Source organism: Paenibacillus sp. FSL H7-0943 (genome assembly GCF_037963265.1).
In the GTDB taxonomy this organism is placed as follows: Bacteria; Bacillota; Bacilli; order Paenibacillales; family Paenibacillaceae; genus Paenibacillus_AQ; species Paenibacillus_AQ odorifer.
Map to the genome: position 1 here is coordinate 6,363,997 of NZ_CP150148.1, position 17,521 is coordinate 6,381,517.

A 17,521-nucleotide genomic window follows, 5' to 3' on the forward strand; every position below is an offset into this window, starting at 1 on the left:
CATCCTTCACTCTTAAATTAAACTTTCAAAAACTTACGAATAGAAACCGTACTTCCCCAGACGCCGATCAACACACCTAGTCCAACTAACAGACCTACGAGCAGCAGCCAAATATCACTGAAAGGGATCAGCTGCAATCCGAGCATTGGATCTCCCTGTATCGAAGATTCCAAACCCTTGTAACCGGCATATAAAACACCCGAAGTAATCAATGATCCAATGAGTCCAATTAATGCCCCTTCTATAAAGAAAGGCCAACGAATAAAATAATTTGTCGCACCTACCAGCTTCATAATCCCAATCTCTTTGCGCCGGGCAAGAATCGTTACCCGAATAGTATTGGAGATGAGGAACATAGACATAAGTGCCAGCCCCGCTACAAAAATAAAGCCAATGTTGCGTACGGCACGCGTAATTTTAAACAATGTTTCTATCGAGCCTTTGCCATATTTCACTTTGTAGATAGGCTGTTCGGTATGTGTCTTGTTAAGGGCTTGAATCTTCTCAGCCACAAAAGCAACGGTAGTAGGTTCAATAACCTCTACCTGAAGGGTATCTGGAAGCGGGTTATTGTCTTCATCGAACCCTTCCAGAAGCTCTGCTGCCTCCTCGCCCATATCTGCGCGGAGATCTTTAAGTCCCTGTTCCTTGGAGATGAACGTAATCTTGCTGACCTCCGGCATATTGCCAATTTCAGTCTGCAGGGTCTCGCGCATCTTCTGATCTGTATTCAAAGCTAGATGCACTTTGATCTGTACCTGACTGTCTGCCTCATCAGCTACAGAATTTACGTTAAGAACAAGAAGAATAAATACACCTAGAACAAAAAGAGAAACAACAATCGAAGTGATTGAGGCGATCGACATCCAGCCATTACGGAATACGCTTTTGAAGCCTTCCCGCACATGTCGCAAGAAGGTTTTAAAACTCATAACCATATTCCCCTCTCGCTTGGTCTCTGACAATGTTTCCATTCTCAATCGCAAGCACCCGTTTGCGCATTTTGTTCACAATATCTCTGTTATGGGTAGCCATTACAATCGTTGTTCCACGAAAATTAATCTCGTCAAGCAGCTGCATAATGCCCCATGAAGTCTCGGGGTCTAAGTTACCTGTAGGCTCGTCCGCAATAATAACAGAAGGATTATTGACGATAGCCCGTGCAATAGCGATCCGTTGCTGCTCACCACCAGAAAGCTGTGAGGGCTCACGATTCGCTTTACTTCTCAGCCCAACCAAATCAAGAACCTCATTCACACGTTTCTTGATGACTTTTTTCGGCGCTTCAATAACTTCCATAGCAAAAGCTACATTCTCGTATGCCGTCATTCTGGGCAAAAGCCGAAAATCTTGAAATACAACGCCGATATTACGGCGGACATAAGGGATTTTGCGTGGTTTTAGCTTTCCTATATTGAAACCTCCCACCGAAATCTGTCCTTTGGTAGGCACTTCTTCTCTATAAATCAATTTCATAAAAGTAGATTTACCCGCGCCGGAAGGGCCGACAACGTACACGAATTCATTGCGGTCGATTTTCACTGAAACTCCTTGCAGTGCGTGAGTTCCGTTAGGGTACGTTTTCCATACATCTTGCATTTCAATCATTTTCTCACTTCCCAATTATGACATTTTCCACTTGTGCGAATCGACATTGTCCACCTCAAGTTTCCATAAACTTCAATATTTCCGCAATGTATCTATTGTAACAAATCTGTAACTGATTGAGTACCCCGTAACTGCACGACTATTCGAAAGTTTTGTAGTGACTAGACATATACATATAAAAAAGCACCTAGCGGTGCCTGTTATCAGATGTCGTAACTAACTCCCTTTATTAGAGACTACTTATTTCTTACTAATTTATTATCGGTATCCCACGAAGTGTTCTTTAAGTTCTGTTACAGGGCCGCGCCTGCTTAGCGCAATCCAAATCCCCAAAAGGAGATTAATCATGAAAAAAATCCATGCTGCCCTCATAGTGGTCATCGCACTCGTCCTTATCGGCTCCTGTATTTACGGAGGGCTTCATCTATATGGCAGCAAAACCACGCTTCCAAAGGGTACAACCCTTGCCGGCTGGCAGGTCGGAGGCATGACCCTCACCGAGGTCCGCTCCCAGCTGGATAAACGGCTGCATGCCCTCGAAACCGTCCCTCTAGTGCTAAAAGTGGAAGGCAATGCAGATCTCTCCCTAACCCTTAATAAGACTGGGTTGAGCTATGAAGCCTTTGCTTTTCAGCAGGGCTTAAAAGAGCTTGCCGAAGGAACGCTTTGGGAGCGGGTAAAGGCACGCTATAACTTCCCTAAGTTGTGGAAGCTTGAAACCCATCTGGAAATCGCACAATTTCAAAAGATTCTAAGTCCCAGTTGGGAGAAGGAGTCCTTTGGTGAACCAGTGGACGCTACACGACGAATTACAGGCGATGACCGAATCGTATATACTTCTGAGAAAACTTCCCTGGAGGTTGATTGGACAGCTCTGGAGACTTCCTTAGGAGCAGCTGCCCCCACCAGCTTTAATCATCTGAATGCCCTGCTGGAGAAGGGAATCACGATGGAGGTCCCTTTGTTAATCCTGCAGCCTGACATAACTTTAAAGAAATTAAAGGAACAAGGTATCGAGCGAAAAGTAATGCAGTTCAGCACCTCTCTAGGTGCAAGTGGACCTGGACGAAGCTACAACGTGGAAGCTGCTGCCAAAGCTGTGGATGGAACCATTCTCCCGCCTGGAGCCGTCTTTGATTATGGAAAAGCTATAGAAAAAGCAAAGGTGAATTACGGCTTCCGTGAAGCGCCGGTGATTGTGAACGGCAAGCTGCAAGCAGGTGTTGGTGGAGGGATCTGCCAAGTGTCGAGCACTCTTTACAATGCCGCACTGCGTATAGGGCTAGAAATTGTGGAACGCCGTAATCATTCCTTGCCCGTCAACTACTTGCCCAAAGGTCAGGACGCAACATTCGCTGAAGGTTATATCAACTTTCGTTTTCGCAATACGACTGGCAAATATCTCATAATTAAAGCAGCTGTGCAGGGTAAATCACTGACCATAAAGCTGTTCGGCACGTTTCCGCAAAATGTCACTTACAAAGTTCATTCAAAAACAGTAGAGGTACTCCCACCAGTCGATAAATACGTAAACGATTCTTCACTGCCTCGTGGCAGCTCACGTGTTATTCAAAATGGGAAAACCGGATATATTGTTGAAACCTACATTACAAAGTATGTTGACGGTAAATCCACTGAGGTGAATAAACTGTCCCGCGACGTATATTACGCACAAAAACGATTAATCGCCATTAATCGTGGAGGCGTGAGCAAATCCATAATCCCGGATGTCCCCCGAAAGCAGCTGGTGGAGGACGGCGTCCGCAGTGAATAGCTAACAACAAATAACCGGTCAGAGCCCCTAAGGTCTGATCGGTTATTTGTTGTTAGCAATCTATTTTACCTGTAGCTTACGTTACCCGGCTTTGAAATTTACGATTCAGGGGTACATTAGAAGTAGACCCATAATCAGAAAGGATGAACATCCTATGACAACAGCTCTTGTAAATGATCTTACTGGTATTGTCCGCAGTGCTCCTGCTATTTTTGCCTCACGCACTTGCAGAGAAGCCCTTCGCGTCATGTTTCAGCATCCAGAATCCAAATGTATCGTCGTCTGCAATGCTATGAATGAACCCCTAGGAATGTTGATGAGCGAACGTTTCTTTTTGAAAGCTACAGGAAGATCCGGAGTAGATCTATTCTACAGAGAACCTGCCATGAAGCTTATGAACAAAACCCCGCTCATTCTTGACATTTCCACTCCACTCGATATGGTATTGAGCCTCGCTATGAACCGCCCGGATCCTATGAAAAATGATTGTGTCATTATCACTCGCAAAGGTAAATTCGCTGGTGTTGCATATACCTCTGACCTTATCCGCGCCCAAGCATAGAACCTCTTTACCTTTCCTCTTCTACCCTAAACCTTCCTCAAAAAAGAATATCCGGTGACGTATCAATTCTCCAGTATCCATTCACCTTTTTCAGCTTCACATACACCGACTCACTGCCTTCCTGCCCGCTCGAATAAGGAACTGTTAAGTCAAATTCAGCGGTTGTTGCAGTTTTGGAGAGCATTCGGGCGGTGGCTTTCTCAAACATTAATGAGTTTCCAAGATCCGCATTCACCTGTGACATTCTACCTTCATGCTCCAAAAATTGAGTCTGCACATAATAAGCTGCTGCATTATGCGTGTAGGCTTTTTTTATGTAATTCATCAGCTTCGCCTTTGTCCCAATATCATTGGAAAGGTAACGGTACTCTTGCGCTTTATACATGAAGGTTTCCATCGGGAAAAAGTTGCCCCCGCGGCTAGTATAGAAATAGATTGCTCTGGCATGTACAACAAGCGGAACCACACTTTTTACCGTCAAATTGTTTATGGTAGCTGGGCCTTCTTTTCCTGTGCCAATCACAGCCACATTTTTTATTGCCGAGCTTCCCACTGATGATGAAGCTGCCATAACTCCGCTACCTGCTGATAAAAGGCCTAGGGAAAGGGCCAACGAACCAAGCATCCATTTTTTGTTCATCTGAAGTTCCTCCTCTTTCATCTAAAAAATACAGGCGATCGCCACTGTTTCAGCTTATGCACCCCGCAAGCTAAAATACCCAATAAACAGAGGAATGAAAACGTATTACAACTCTTTTGAAAATATAAAAAAACTCCACCCTCCTGATTCACAGGAAAAGCGGAGTAATATAATTAAATAAAGTAGTACTAGAACCCTAATTGGATGCTGCTGCGGTGGCCTCATAATACGCTGTAAAAGCTACGTTAGCAGTCAAAATACTCTCCGTATTGTTCTTAGTACGATCCTCGTAGGATTGCTGAAAATTGAAAGAGTCCACATTCACAATACGAGGTAAGGCTTGTATTTCATCCATCCATTGCCGTATCCCCGAATATGTCCCCTCCACCACTGCAGTCATTTTGATCTGTTTGACCGTCGGGAATGACACCTCAGCTGAACCTGTCATTTGTTGAATCGGATTAGCCTCATCCAAAACAAAACTAAGATCCTTTAGCCGCGCTTGTGAGGACGTGCTAACCTCCCGCAAATCAACAATCAGACCTTCGCTGTCATCGCCCTTTGGGAGTTCCCCCAGTAATTCCTTCTGTTCTAGATCTCCCTCATTACCGCTGCCCTTCAACTCATTGATTTTGTTTTGGAGGACTTCTGCTTCCTTTTCCAACTGACTGATCTCGCTGCTCTGTGCGGAAATTTCCTTATTAGTCGGCTGAACACCCAGCATATAGAATGCAAACAATATCAGGAATAGAATTAACACCCCTAGTACGATGGGAGAGCGATATTTATTGATCTGTTCCATCGCTGCTCACCTCCCCTTGGCTGGCATCCGTATCACTGTTTTGCTGCTTAGCCGCTGCTAAGTTCACTTTATAAATAGCCGTATACGTATTGTATGAAATGGCATCGGCGGCTCCTTCAGTAAGCTTTTGAATAGAGGCATCGGCCGTAAAAGACATTTGGCGAAGTTGTCTTAAATAGTTGGAAGCATCCTCCATAGTGGATACATTTACAGTCAGATCTATAGATGTCCGGTAGGTATAGTTAATATCACGGATTAGTGCCTCATTAGGCAATCCTTCCACTAATTCGTCCAAGATAGGGACAGCAATCACCTTATTGTCCTGAAGCACTGTGATGGCTGCTTTCCGATCCAGTTGTCCAGGTCCGCTGTTTTTAAGCTTCGCGAGCTCCACTTGGAGCATTAAACTGCGATCCTGCAGGCCTTGCAGCTGTTCTTTACCGTTAGAGATTTGACCCTTATTGGCAGAAAAATAAATCCCCGTTCCGATCATCCCCAGCAGCCAAATCGCTACAAGCCCCATCGTGACATAAGGAAATAGCAATGTCTCCCGATCTTCTCTCGGCAATAGATCAATCGTATCCGTGTTGATGCTATTTTTTAGAGCGGTCCCGGCAGCTACACGGTAATCATTTAGTTCAGGGTCAGAAACAGCAGCACTAGCCATCTGTTCCAGACTTATTGGTGTTATTTCAAGTTCAGCTAGGGACTGCTGGAGCTCCAGGTCCAGTTGTTTACGAATCGAGGGAGTGCCCGTAATCACTAAATTGTTGATACGAGTGGAACCGTCATGCAAGCTGTATTGATAAAAGCTGAGCATACGGGAGATTTCCGCAGTGATTTCCACCATTTGCTCGGGTGATAAATGTTCTTCCACAGCGACAGCTGTTTCTGCCAAGGTTTCACTGTCTGTCAAAAGATCCATTCCCGCTAAATTTCTTCCTTTATGTAGATCAAGTAAGTTTATCGTACGAATGAAGACCGGATTCCCGTTTCTGAACATATAAATGTCCATTACCGATGGCTCCATATTAATCAGCATCGTCTCCGCAAAGCTCTCCCCGTGCCCAGTGGTTATAGCACGCGCTAAGGCGGTTGCCGAAATTTCGACACTACTTATCCGAAGACCCGCCCGCTCCAGAATTTCTACGTAATCCTGAATCGATTTTCGCGGAGCAGCAAATACGAGCAGGTGACTTTGCTCCTCATCCACTTCGAGCGTTACATAGTCGTAGACAGGATTTTCAAAAGGTAAATGCAATCCCGTCTCCACTTCCAGCTTCACGAGTTGTTCTACCTGTTTGTCATTGGTACTAGGAATACTCATTTTACGGATAATGATCTGCGAAGGTGGAATGGACAAAGAAACCTTACTTCCCCTTAACCCTTCCTTCTTCACCCACTGCCTTACCCGATCATAAAGCGCCTCGCTATCCGCCACCTGATTCTCAATGATCATGCCTGGAAGGAGCGGGAGAAACCGTTTTTTACGGACTTCCCATGACTGTTTATTCTTAAAACTAATATAACGGATTCCGGCAGCTTCAATTGAAAGTCCGGCCACTTTGGGGCCTAATCCAAGCATGTGATCGATGTCCTCCTATCCGATGAGTGAGAGATACGCGCCGATGATGTGTGAACCATATCCAAAACTAATTAAAGCTCCTATAGCTAACCATGGGCCGAAGGGTACCGGCTGTTTACGTTTGATTACACCGAGCAGCATCAGCAGTCCGCCCACCACGCTCCCAAGCAGACAAGCCACAAAAAAGGCTAAAATCACATTTGGAAAGCCAATCACCAAGCCCAGCAGCGCAAATAACTTCACATCTCCAGCCCCCATGCCACCTAATAGAACAAAAGGGATAAGGCCCCCTCCCCCAAGCACAGCTCCTAGCAGATGATGCCATATCGGTCCTTCTGGAAATAGCAGTACAAAAATCAGCAGCAGCGGTAAAAAAAACAACAATACCTTGTTGGGAATCAGCATGTACTTCAAATCCGCAACCGTCACGATAACCGCTAAACTCACAAGAATGAACCCGATGATTCCCTTACCCGTCAGGCCAAATTGCAAATACACCCATAAAAAAAGCAAACCCGTTGCCGCTTCTCCAAGCGGATATAATGGCGAAACCCTCGTTCCGCAGTATCGGCACTTGCCTCCTGACAGCAGGTAGCTTACCACTGGAAACAAATCCCGCGCTTTTAGCCGCATATTGCAGTTCGGGCAATGTGACGGCGGATTAAGCAAGGATTCCTTGGCCGGCACCCGCAGCGCCACTACGTTATAGAAGGAGCCTAGAATCAGACCCAGTAATGTGATGTAACTTGCGATAAATATCGTCATGGCTGTCCTCTGTTAGCTTCTGGATTTTAAAAAAGGAATCGGGAAATCCGATTCCTTAGGATAGATTGTAAGTTTGAATTTATAGATATTAATTAGATATTCCTGTTAGCTACCAGACGCTGGTGTTGGCGTTGGTGACGCTGCTGTTTTCTCACCTAGCACCTTTTTGGCAACATAGACCCCACCATCACTTCCCGCTGGTTTAGGATCCATAGTAACCGAAACTAGCTCTCCCTCTGTGTTATATTCTACAAATGTTGTAGTACCATTAAGTGATTCTTTTGAACTTGGTAAAACAAGAGTTTGATCAATATATTTACCTGATTTTAGTTCAGCAAGGGTTACCTTGGAAACAGATGTGAAATTGCCATTTTTCTCACCCATAATATACATACGAGATGCATCATAAAGTTGTCGGGCTGTCGCTAGGTCTGCATCCTTCTTAGAATTATTAATTATTCCACCAATCATCGGAATTGCAATAACCGCAATAATCCCCAAAATAACGATAACTGCCAGCAACTCAATCAGCGTAAACCCCTTTTGATTTTCCTCTTTGCTCAATCTTTTCTTAATCGCTTGTGCTAACATTTAATTTCCCCCTCTAAGTGGTGTGTGAGTGATAAAGCCTATATCCTTCATTTCAGTGAATCCAGCATCATCTTTCTTGTGCTTACGGAAACAGCTCGTCCATCGTCGTCTAATCGCCAGCGTAAGTTTCGTGGATCTTGCCCCGCCTCCCCGGCGTCACCCCTCTCAATATATACAAGGAACCAAGTGGTTCACATATTACCGTACAGACTGAACATCGGCAGCATAATGGCGGCCACAATCACACCTACAACAGCGGCTAGAAAAGCGATCAATAATGGTTCAAGCAGCGATTTCAGACGGTCGACGGTATTCTCCACGTCCATCTCATAAAAATCAGCTACCTTGGACAACATCGTGTCGAGCGCCCCTGTCTCTTCGCCAATCGCTATCATCTGCGTAACTAGTGGCGGAAAGACCCAAGCTTTTTTTAGCGGCTCAGATAGTGGATTTCCTTGTCTTAGCGAATCGCCTGCACTACGGATGAATTTCCCGATGACCTTATTTCCTGCTACCTCCTCAACAATCACCAAGGACTGTAGGATCGGTACAGAGCTGGCATAAAGAGAAGAAAATGTGCGCGTAAACTGAGCAATCGAGCCTTTTTGATTCAGCTTACCAAACACAGGTATCTTAAGCTTGGCATAATCCAGAGCGTAAGCACCCTTTTCCGTACGTTTTGTAATCTGAAAAGCTATCACTAGGAGGAGTACTCCGAGTATCCAGAAATACCATTGACCTTGAATGCTTTTGCTAAGTGCCAAGACCATCTGTGTAATTGCCGGAAGCTCGGCATCCATCGATTCAAACATCGTTACAAACTGCGGCACAATCGCCCAAAGTAGATAGATAACCGCGGCAATCGCCATAACCCCTACGGTAATGGGGTACGTAAGCGCTGATTTTATTTTCTCTGTCGTGGTGTGCTGTTTCTCAAAAAACATAGCCAACCTGTCCAACGTCCCCTCAATATCACCGGATTCCTCACCGGCACGGATCATGCTGACAAATAGCTGCGGGAAGATTTTTTTATGATCCTGAACGGCTTGTGAGAACGATATCCCGCGCATCAGGCTGGAATTAACATCTACTAACGCTTTGCGCAGTGGCTTACTCTCGGTCTGCTCTGCCAAAATACGCGTTGCATCCACAATCGATACCCCCGCCCGCATAAGCGTGGCAAACTGCCTGCAATAAATGATGAAATGAATCGGCTTAACGGGATTACCAATATAAATGTCCATCGATAAAATTGTGGTTTTGCGTTCAATCAGTGAAAATACCGTAAGTCCCCGTTTGCGTAGCTCCTCCATCGCCGTAGGTTTATCGGTTGCCGTTAGTTTCCCTTTGATAGATTTGCCCGCGGATGTCTTCACCTGATATTCAAAAAGAGGCATCAGCTGCTCACCTCCGCCATAAACGCCTTAGCTGCTGCTGGATCAATAAGCCCCTGCGATAAATAGTCACGGATGCTCATGTCCAAGGTGTGCATGCCTTGTGAGCGTCCGGTTTGCATCACATTTTTGATCTGATGTGTTTTTTCGGTACGAATAAGATTGGCTACGGCTGGTGTATTGACCAAAATTTCCGTTGCGCATAATCGCCCCCGACCTCCAGCCCTTGGGAACAACCGCTGACTGACTACTGCCAGCAGCACTGATGCTAGTTGTGAACGAATCTGTCCCTGCTGATGGCCCGGAAAAGCGTCGATAATTCGGTCAATCGTCTGTGGTGCGTCTGTTGTGTGTAAAGTTGCCATCACAAGATGACCTGTCTCTGCGGCCGTAACCGCTGCTGAAATGGTCTCCAAATCCCGCATCTCACCAACGAGAATAACATCCGGGTCCTGACGTAAGGCAGCACGTAATCCATTAGCAAAACTAGCCGTATCACTTCCCACTTCACGTTGATCTACTAGACAGGTTCCATGGTTATGTAGAAATTCTATCGGATCTTCCAACGTCACTATATGCTTGCTCTCCGTCTGGTTAATATAATTCAGCATAGCTGCAAGCGTAGAAGATTTGCCGCTGCCTGTGGGTCCTGTAACCAAAATTAGACCTTGTGGCTTAAGCGACAAAGTAGTTAAAATCGAAGGCATCGACAGCTGTTCCAGACTCGGAATCTCTGCAGGAATGGCCCGGGCGGCGATACTAACCTCGCCCCGCTGACGATAAACGTTCACCCGGAATCTTCCCCCACCATCAAGCGGATATGAAAAATCCAACTCGCCCGCATTCCGAAATGCTTCAATTCGTTCACTACCAAGTAGCATTTTGGCCATATCTGCCGCTTCTTCAGCAACCACGGACTCACCCTCAAGCGAGTGCAGCTTTCCATCCATCCGAATAACCGGCGGTGATCCTACGGAAATATGTAAGTCAGAAGCTTTGGAGGAGTAAGCCGTTTGTAATAGTTGTCTAATATCCCGCGTATACGTTGGCATTAGCCGCTCCCCCTAAGTTAGAATGCTAAATCGCTGTTAACCTCTAATGTGAGACCGTCTCGCGCATGACTTCTTGAAGCGTTGTAATTCCTTGACTGACCTTGAGTAGTCCGTCATCCATCAGTTGAACAAGCCCTCGCGCTTTACCTGCTGCACGCAGTTCCTCTACTGAGGCAGTGTTTGTAATGAGCTGCCGTAAGTGATCATCAATACTGAGTACTTCATGAATCGCTATTCGTCCACGATAGCCAGAATTGTTACAGCTACCACAGCCGCGTCCACGCTGTAACTCTTCCGCAGGTAGTCCTAGGCTACGTAGCATAATTGCTTCCTGTTCAGATGGTTTGTAGGTTTCTTTGCAGTCAGTGCAAATTTTGCGCACCAGCCGCTGTGCTACCACACCAATCAGCGAAGAAGCGATCAAATAAGGTTCTACCCCCATATCCCGCAATCGGGAGACGGAGCTAATCGCATCGTTTGTATGTAAAGTAGACAACACTAGATGACCCGTTAATGAGGCGCGAACAGCAATTTCAGCAGTTTCAGCATCCCGTATCTCACCGACCATTACGATATTCGGATCTTGTCGAAGAATCGAACGCAGCCCAGCTGCAAAGGTTAGTCCAATAGCCGAGTTTACGTGCACCTGATTTACTCCTTCAAGCTGGTATTCCACTGGATCTTCGACTGTGATAATATTTGCGCTTTCTACATTAAGTTGATTTAACGCTGAATATAAAGTTGTTGTTTTTCCGCTACCTGTAGGGCCCGTGATTAGCAAAATCCCATAAGGACGAGCTATCATCTCCTTAAAAGCTTCTGCATTCCCCTCACTGAATCCCAAAGCATCTACGGATTTGACCCCTGTGCTTAAATCTAGCAGCCGCAGCACAATCTTCTCTCCGTGCATCGTTGGTAATGAAGACACACGAATATCTACCATTTTGTAATCGAACTGCATTTTGATCCGCCCGTCCTGCGGCAAACGCCGTTCTGCGATATTCAGGCGGGCCATTATTTTCAGACGGGCGGTGATAAAGCCCTGCATCTGCTTAGGAATAATCCGCTCTGTCCGTAAGGTTCCGTCAATGCGGTAGCGGATGGTTAAATTATTTTCACCTGGATCCATATGTATATCAGACGCCCGCAGGGCAACTGCCTGCTGAATCATCTGATTGACCAAACGTACGATTGGAGAGTCCTCATCTGTAATCTCGGTCTCTTCTATTTCTTCCTGTGTCGGAAGTTCTACCAGCATCTGATTCATAGAATCGCGCATGCCATAGTGACGCGCAATCGCCCGCTGCAGCTCATCTCTCGTAGAAATAGCGGGTTCGATCCGGAAGCCAGTACTCATACGTAAATCTTCTATCGCAAAATAATCCAGCGGGTCCGCCATCGCAACCATCAGCTTGCCGCCCTCTTTTAAGAATGGAAGCACCTGATATCGCTTAGCCATACTTTCAGGGATAATCTGCGTGATTGCGGGATCTATCTGGTATTTAAATAAACTGACATGCGGGATGCCGAGTTGAAATTCAAGCACTTCAATCAGCTGCTGCTCCGTGATATAGCCTTGAGAGATTAGCAGATCGCCGAGCTTACGTTTACTCTTACGCTGTTCCGCGAGAGCCTCAAGCAACTGGTCCTGCGAAATAATATTATTTTCTACCAGCAAGTCTCCCAGTCTCTTTTTCGCGATAGCCAAATCTATTCATCTCCGTATGCCGTTATTTATGCCGGCTGAAATAATGGATATTTTTTATAGAAATAGAAATCAAACTCCCAGCAAAATTCACTCAAAAACGAAAGATATAATTACCATAAATATACCTTCCATAAATTTGTCAATTTTGAGTATTTTTCAATCTAACTAGGACTTTAGTTATAATTTAATAGGTATATTTCAATAGATTTATGTTGTCTATCAATGCTGAATGTCCTAGAATGTATATAACATAGATTGGATAATTTTACAACGACACGGAATGAAAAAGGCTGTCGGAATCTAGCATATACGAGACGGAATACGACCATATCTGCCAATAGTTAACAATCAGGGAGAGATGACAATGAAACTTGCCAGTAACAAAAAAGTTTTTATTTTTACAGTAACTACCCTGCTTCTCCTTCTGCTTGTTCTGCCAATCAAAAATCACTTTATGAATGTCGATGCCAGTTCTAATGAATACCAAATTCGTATGCTGGAGGTTACAGAGAGTGGGGTTAGTGAGCTTGCGTCTCTAAAAACGGGAATATCTAACCTTACCATCGACACGATGAGTATGAAGCGCTTTGTGGCGCTGCGGGATGATCTGGACGGGAGATATGATGCGGTATATATCGGGAAGGGGACTTACAGTACAAGTGGGGTCTCCGGAAAAGATCATAATACCAAAGCAGTTATGAATGACATAACTGCCCTGAAAGCCAAAGAAATTACCGACTATTTTATTAATAAAGGACTTTACGTATTACTCAACAAAGAGCCGTTTGATACGCAAACAACTAACCAACGCGGAATATTGTACAACACCTTCAATACCTACCGGACATTAACACCAAAATCAAATGTTAAGTTCGTCGATAACAATGAGTTAAATACATGGATCGAAAATTTGAAAAAAGATCCTTCTGCTCAGAAGGATCTTTTAAAGCAACGCCCTCGTATTCAAATTACTAATAAAGCTAACATTATTGATTACAGCCAGAATCAGGAGCATGTTTATAAACCCGGAAATAATCTTAGTTTTAAATTCAACGTATCAAATGTAAATAATCTCAACGATCGTCCCATTCTAGCTAAATTGTATATCAGTGTAGATAAGTCGATTAAAATGACTGAAAATGACGTCGTAGCTGTACAGACTTTAAATCAAGATCCTAATGGTGAAATTGTATACAAGCTTCCTAATACATACTCCGGGCTTCTATATTGGAAGCTAGAAATCGTAGATAACTTAAATCCGAACAAATTAAAAGACTTGGATAGCGGTACGATTCAATTCCTTGGCAAGAAAACAATCGTTAATATTCTTCAGGTGTTGCCTACTATCGCTGCTAATGAAAGAAGCAGTAGTTTACGCAATCCTGAAAATATGACGCAAAGCTTCCTAAGTAATAGCAGCTACGAGTTAAAAATTACAACCAAGACCATTTCCGAATTCAACACCGATATTGCGGCTCAGTATGCCAAAGATAATAAATATGGATTAAACGGCGTATATGATATGCTCATTTTTGGATTTCGCGATGTTTATAATGACAAAGCCCCGTTAAGTGACCTTGCAACCCAGGCTGTTATTGATTTTACCGAGGTTACTAAACAAAGCGTTATGTTCACACATGATACGGTATATCAAAATAAAAGTAATTGGGTTAAAAATTTCAAAAAAATCACGGGTCAGATCGACCCGGAAACAAACTTAGGTTTAAACGCTCCTAGTCCCTCAACTACAGTCAAACCAATCAATGATGGCTTGCTGACCCAGTACCCTTTCTACTTAAGTACTATCAATGCAAATAATGAGCAGACAAATATTATTCCACCACAAGTAGCAACTACACATAATCAATACTTCACTTTGGATCTGGAGGATGCTTCGGTCATCCCATGGTATAACATAACCGGGAGTTCGCGCGATATCGATGATAGCTGGAACCACTATTACACATACTCAAAAGGAAATGTCACTTACTCAGGTACCGGTCATGTATTCGGAACATCCAGCATTAAATTTCCGGAATGGGAGCAAAAGCTCTTCGTCAATACAATGTATCGCGCGTATATTGGTGCAAATCATGCGCCAGAGATCACTGTATCAACACCTCAGCAAGGTGAAATAAAGCCTTCTTACCAGAATGAACTATTAATAGATTATATTGTCGAAGATCCTGATTTAAAAGATCGTGATTTATTTACAACTATTCGTTTTAAGTCCGGGGATACTTATCTACCTAATACAGGGATGGCAGAGAAGGCAATTCTTTCAGGAGAAACTATTCATCAGGTATTTCCAAACCCTCTGCCGAGCGGTGGTGAACTCACAATAGAAATTACAGCGCGTGATAAGCAAGGCGCTTATGCAGCTCCCAAAAATATTGATATTACCATTTCGGAGGCAAGATCGAATCTTGAATTATCACGGGAATTGTCAACCAATGTTAGCACTAGCGGCGAAGTAGCAAAAAACGAACCTTTTACTATCACTTATATCATTCAAGCCAAGCCTATTCCTTTTGATCAAGTAAGTACTATCGATCAAGCCTACGATCATCAAGTAATTTCTAATATTATTTTCCGTGATACTCTACCAGCGAACATTAAACTTGAAGCATCAGGTTTACCTGATGGGATGACTAATCCTTCTGGTAGTGTAGAAACAGGACTAACATTAGAGAAGCCGCTTAATAACATTACTTATACATTGAAGAACGTGAATGGGATGAAGACGTTCCAACCCGATTCTAATGAACCCATCAAATTCACTATTAATGTATCAGCAAATGTAGCAGCAAGATATATATTCAATAATGCCTTAGTTGACTTCGTAGATATTCATGCTGTTCCTTCTGCATCTCCTACTCCAACGGCGACAGCAGTTGTCACGGCTAGTCCATCACCTAGCGCTACTTCTAATTTTAACCCATCGGTTTCTGCAACTGGCTCCGGGCTTGGAATTGCTGGTGATTATAATGCTTTTATATTTGGAAAAGCCACAGTGACTGCTTCTTTGAGGGGTAATCTGGCAGCTGGGGGTGATGTAACTACTGGCAGTGTAGATATTAACAAAACAAATTATGATAAAGGGATTAAGATTCCTTATGCTGTCATTACAGGTGGAAACCTGAAATTCACAAACGGAAGTGTATATGGAAACATTCTGCATCAAGGTGTTTACAATAAGGTGGATAATGGTAATATCATTGATGGTACACATAACCAAGGCACTCTGATCGATTTTGAAACTGCTCGAAGTTATTATGAGAATTTGTCAAATCAACTAGCATCGGTACCGCAAAATGGAACATACAATTTGGAATATGGAAACTTATATTTAACCGGAACTCAATTAGTAAATATTTTTAGGTTTTCAATAGGTGATAACACAGGGGATTTTCCATCAGGATGGCCAAAATTAACCGCACCCGATAATTCTTCTATAATTTATACAATTTTTGGTAATACCATTAATTTCACTAAAGCTTTTGGACTACCAAAGAATACAACAGGAAACAACGTATTATTTAATTTCCCTAATGCAACAACGGTCAATATCTCGGGGGTAGACATTCGAGGTTCAATCCTTGCACCAAACGCGACACTCAACTTTACCAATGGCCAGGTTCATGGCAATGTAATTGCCGCATCCTTGAATGCTTCATCATTAATTGACATCCTGCCCTACATAGGACCAATTCCTGTACCAACACCGACACCAACACCATCACCAACACCGACACCATCATCAACGCCGACACCGTCGCCGTCTTCTAATCCACTAGTGCGTACGATCATTAAATTTTCTGAGATGACGATTACTGCCATCGACAGAATAACTACTTTAGAGTTAAGTGGAGCACAACTTTTATTAGGAGATAGCCAAATGCTTTCTCTGATTATTAAGCCCTTGGAGAAATTCAATCAACTGATCTGGACATCAAGCAACGATAATATTGTTAGTGTTAGTCCATTAGGCGTCGTGTCTGGTAAAAAGGTTGGCTCTGCTGAAATTACAGTAGCTGCTAACGATGGAAGTAATCTTATTAGTAAGGCTACTGTTACTGTTCTCGATCCACAATTAAATATTGTTGGACCTAACAGTGCTCTTGTAAATGAGAAAATAGATTTCAACGCTACTTACTTAACAAAAGAAACGGGAACCCAATTTTCATGGAGCGTCGTGGATGCAAATGGATTACCAACTAATGATGTAGCTCTTAATAGTGATAACGACCAGGCTCATCTTACAGCAACAAAATCAGGGGTATATACTGTAAAACTTACTGTAACTACTGATTTGAATACAGGTGGCGTTAATACCTTCAAAACAATAACTGTTGGACTTAAGTCCTTAACAATCAAAGGATCTAAGAGTGTTTTCCAGGAAGAAACAATTAATTTAGAGGTAATTACTGATCCTGACAGCGCAAGTAAAGAGCAGTATGAATGGAGTTTGGTTAACCAGAATGATCTTGATTATGCTGGATTTGTCGCAGCGGATAATCCTACTCCTGTCTCAACTATAACAACTTCCACGAAGAACGTTATATTAAAGGGCTTAAGTTCACATGAAAATATCCAGATCCAGGTCAAAGCCGCTGGTACTATCAGTAATATTCATACAATAAGTGTGCCTCTTGATCCTGGACTATTATTCCACCCGGAATCAGGAAAAATCACAGTCGGAGAATCCCTTAATTTGCTACCCTGCTTATGGATAACTCCTTATGGAAATCTACCTGATAGCATTTTACACAAACTACAATGGGAGATAGTAAGTAATAAATCAAGTGAGGATGCTTCTAAGCCAGTTGTTCTGCAAGAACAGAATGGAGTCTATCGTGGGCTCAGTAAAGGAGAAGCTGTTATTAGAGCTTATTATTTTACCCAAAGTAAGAAGACAATTGAAGCGTATTATACGATAACGGTTATTGGAACACAAGATACTATAGAAAATCGCTACTAAATCACATCAAAATCTATATTATGTAAAAGCAGCCGATCAGAAGTTGATCGGCTGCTTTT

13 protein-coding genes are annotated in these 17,521 nt (G+C 43.5%); 3 read left to right on the forward strand and 10 right to left on the reverse strand.

All coding sequences use genetic code 11. From position 1 onward, the window contains the following. Positions 1 to 17 precede the first annotated feature (17 nt). Entirely contained in the window at positions 18 to 932 is a 915-nt protein-coding gene (gene ftsX, locus NSQ55_RS27920) for a permease-like cell division protein FtsX (RefSeq protein WP_076182150.1), read from the reverse strand. Then, complete coding sequence (gene ftsE, locus NSQ55_RS27925; RefSeq protein WP_036678556.1) at positions 922 to 1,608, reverse strand: cell division ATP-binding protein FtsE; 687 nt, start codon at positions 1,606 to 1,608, stop codon at positions 922 to 924. The genes ftsX and ftsE overlap by 11 nt, the downstream gene beginning before the upstream one ends. Before the next feature lie 346 nt (positions 1,609 to 1,954). On the opposite strand from ftsE, the gene NSQ55_RS27930 reads away from it, so the two are divergent. Together NSQ55_RS27930 and NSQ55_RS27935 are read left to right on the forward strand one after the other, a co-directional pair. After that, positions 1,955 to 3,382, forward strand: a complete 1,428-nt coding sequence (locus tag NSQ55_RS27930; RefSeq protein ID WP_076279160.1) for a VanW family protein — start codon at positions 1,955 to 1,957, stop codon at positions 3,380 to 3,382. A 154-nt stretch (positions 3,383 to 3,536) separates the two neighbouring features. Next, positions 3,537 to 3,944 carry a CBS domain-containing protein gene (locus tag NSQ55_RS27935; protein WP_076182146.1) on the forward strand — a complete coding sequence of 136 codons (408 nt, stop codon included), beginning with the start codon at positions 3,537 to 3,539 and terminating at the stop codon, positions 3,942 to 3,944. Between the two features lie 37 nt (positions 3,945 to 3,981). Here NSQ55_RS27935 and NSQ55_RS27940 read toward each other — a convergent pair whose 3' ends face one another. The 8 genes from NSQ55_RS27940 to NSQ55_RS27975 all read right to left on the reverse strand — a co-directional run bounded on the left by NSQ55_RS27940 (position 3,982) and on the right by NSQ55_RS27975 (position 12,481). Further along, positions 3,982 to 4,584: a DL-endopeptidase inhibitor IseA family protein gene (locus NSQ55_RS27940; protein ID WP_051491029.1), complete on the reverse strand. Its 603-nt coding sequence runs from the start codon at positions 4,582 to 4,584 to the stop codon at positions 3,982 to 3,984. A 196-nt stretch (positions 4,585 to 4,780) separates the two neighbouring features. Beyond that, the gene (gene pilO / locus NSQ55_RS27945) at positions 4,781 to 5,386 is read right to left on the reverse strand and encodes a type 4a pilus biogenesis protein PilO (protein ID WP_339170122.1); all 606 of its coding nucleotides are present in this window, start codon (positions 5,384 to 5,386) and stop codon (positions 4,781 to 4,783) included. Beyond that, a complete protein-coding gene (gene pilM, locus NSQ55_RS27950; protein ID WP_339170125.1) occupies positions 5,370 to 6,971 on the reverse strand; it encodes a pilus assembly protein PilM in 1,602 nt (533 codons plus the stop codon). The genes pilO and pilM overlap by 17 nt, the downstream gene beginning before the upstream one ends. A 15-nt stretch (positions 6,972 to 6,986) precedes the next feature. After that, the gene (locus tag NSQ55_RS27955; protein ID WP_339170128.1) at positions 6,987 to 7,736 is read right to left on the reverse strand and encodes a prepilin peptidase; all 750 of its coding nucleotides are present in this window, start codon (positions 7,734 to 7,736) and stop codon (positions 6,987 to 6,989) included. 105 nt (positions 7,737 to 7,841) lie between these two features. Further along, positions 7,842 to 8,327 carry a type II secretion system protein gene (locus NSQ55_RS27960; protein WP_339170131.1) on the reverse strand — a complete coding sequence of 162 codons (486 nt, stop codon included), beginning with the start codon at positions 8,325 to 8,327 and terminating at the stop codon, positions 7,842 to 7,844. A gap of 191 nt (positions 8,328 to 8,518) precedes the next feature. Continuing rightward, positions 8,519 to 9,724, reverse strand: a complete 1,206-nt coding sequence (locus NSQ55_RS27965; RefSeq protein ID WP_076123841.1) for a type II secretion system F family protein — start codon at positions 9,722 to 9,724, stop codon at positions 8,519 to 8,521. Beyond that, complete coding sequence (locus tag NSQ55_RS27970) at positions 9,724 to 10,773, reverse strand: type IV pilus twitching motility protein PilT (RefSeq protein ID WP_339170133.1); 1,050 nt, start codon at positions 10,771 to 10,773, stop codon at positions 9,724 to 9,726. Before NSQ55_RS27970 ends, NSQ55_RS27965 begins: the two co-directional genes overlap by 1 nt. A gap of 43 nt (positions 10,774 to 10,816) precedes the next feature. Next, positions 10,817 to 12,481 carry an ATPase, T2SS/T4P/T4SS family gene (locus NSQ55_RS27975; protein WP_076099665.1) on the reverse strand — a complete coding sequence of 555 codons (1,665 nt, stop codon included), beginning with the start codon at positions 12,479 to 12,481 and terminating at the stop codon, positions 10,817 to 10,819. Positions 12,482 to 12,845: 364 nt separating this feature from the next. Between NSQ55_RS27975 and NSQ55_RS27980 the strand changes: the two genes are divergently transcribed. After that, complete coding sequence (locus NSQ55_RS27980) at positions 12,846 to 17,462, forward strand: DUF5057 domain-containing protein (protein WP_339170137.1); 4,617 nt, start codon at positions 12,846 to 12,848, stop codon at positions 17,460 to 17,462. Positions 17,463 to 17,521: the final 59 nt, after the last annotated feature.

Excerpts from the sequence above, each read along its gene's own strand:
- pilO (WP_339170122.1), bottom strand. The coding sequence starts at position 5,386 with ATGGAACAGATCAATAAATATCGCTCTCCCATCGTACTAGGGGTGTTA.
- NSQ55_RS27935 (WP_076182146.1), top strand. The coding sequence starts at position 3,537 with ATGACAACAGCTCTTGTAAATGATCTTACTGGTATTGTCCGCAGTGCT.
- NSQ55_RS27930 (WP_076279160.1), top strand. The coding sequence starts at position 1,955 with ATGAAAAAAATCCATGCTGCCCTCATAGTGGTCATCGCACTCGTCCTT.
- ftsE (WP_036678556.1), bottom strand. The coding sequence starts at position 1,608 with ATGATTGAAATGCAAGATGTATGGAAAACGTACCCTAACGGAACTCAC.
- NSQ55_RS27960 (WP_339170131.1), bottom strand. The coding sequence starts at position 8,327 with ATGTTAGCACAAGCGATTAAGAAAAGATTGAGCAAAGAGGAAAATCAA.
- NSQ55_RS27980 (WP_339170137.1), top strand. The coding sequence starts at position 12,846 with ATGAAACTTGCCAGTAACAAAAAAGTTTTTATTTTTACAGTAACTACC.
- ftsX (WP_076182150.1), bottom strand. The coding sequence starts at position 932 with ATGAGTTTTAAAACCTTCTTGCGACATGTGCGGGAAGGCTTCAAAAGC.
- pilM (WP_339170125.1), bottom strand. The coding sequence starts at position 6,971 with ATGCTTGGATTAGGCCCCAAAGTGGCCGGACTTTCAATTGAAGCTGCC.
- NSQ55_RS27965 (WP_076123841.1), bottom strand. The coding sequence starts at position 9,724 with ATGCCTCTTTTTGAATATCAGGTGAAGACATCCGCGGGCAAATCTATC.
- NSQ55_RS27940 (WP_051491029.1), bottom strand. The coding sequence starts at position 4,584 with ATGAACAAAAAATGGATGCTTGGTTCGTTGGCCCTTTCCCTAGGCCTT.
- NSQ55_RS27970 (WP_339170133.1), bottom strand. The coding sequence starts at position 10,773 with ATGCCAACGTATACGCGGGATATTAGACAACTATTACAAACGGCTTAC.
- NSQ55_RS27955 (WP_339170128.1), bottom strand. The coding sequence starts at position 7,736 with ATGACGATATTTATCGCAAGTTACATCACATTACTGGGTCTGATTCTA.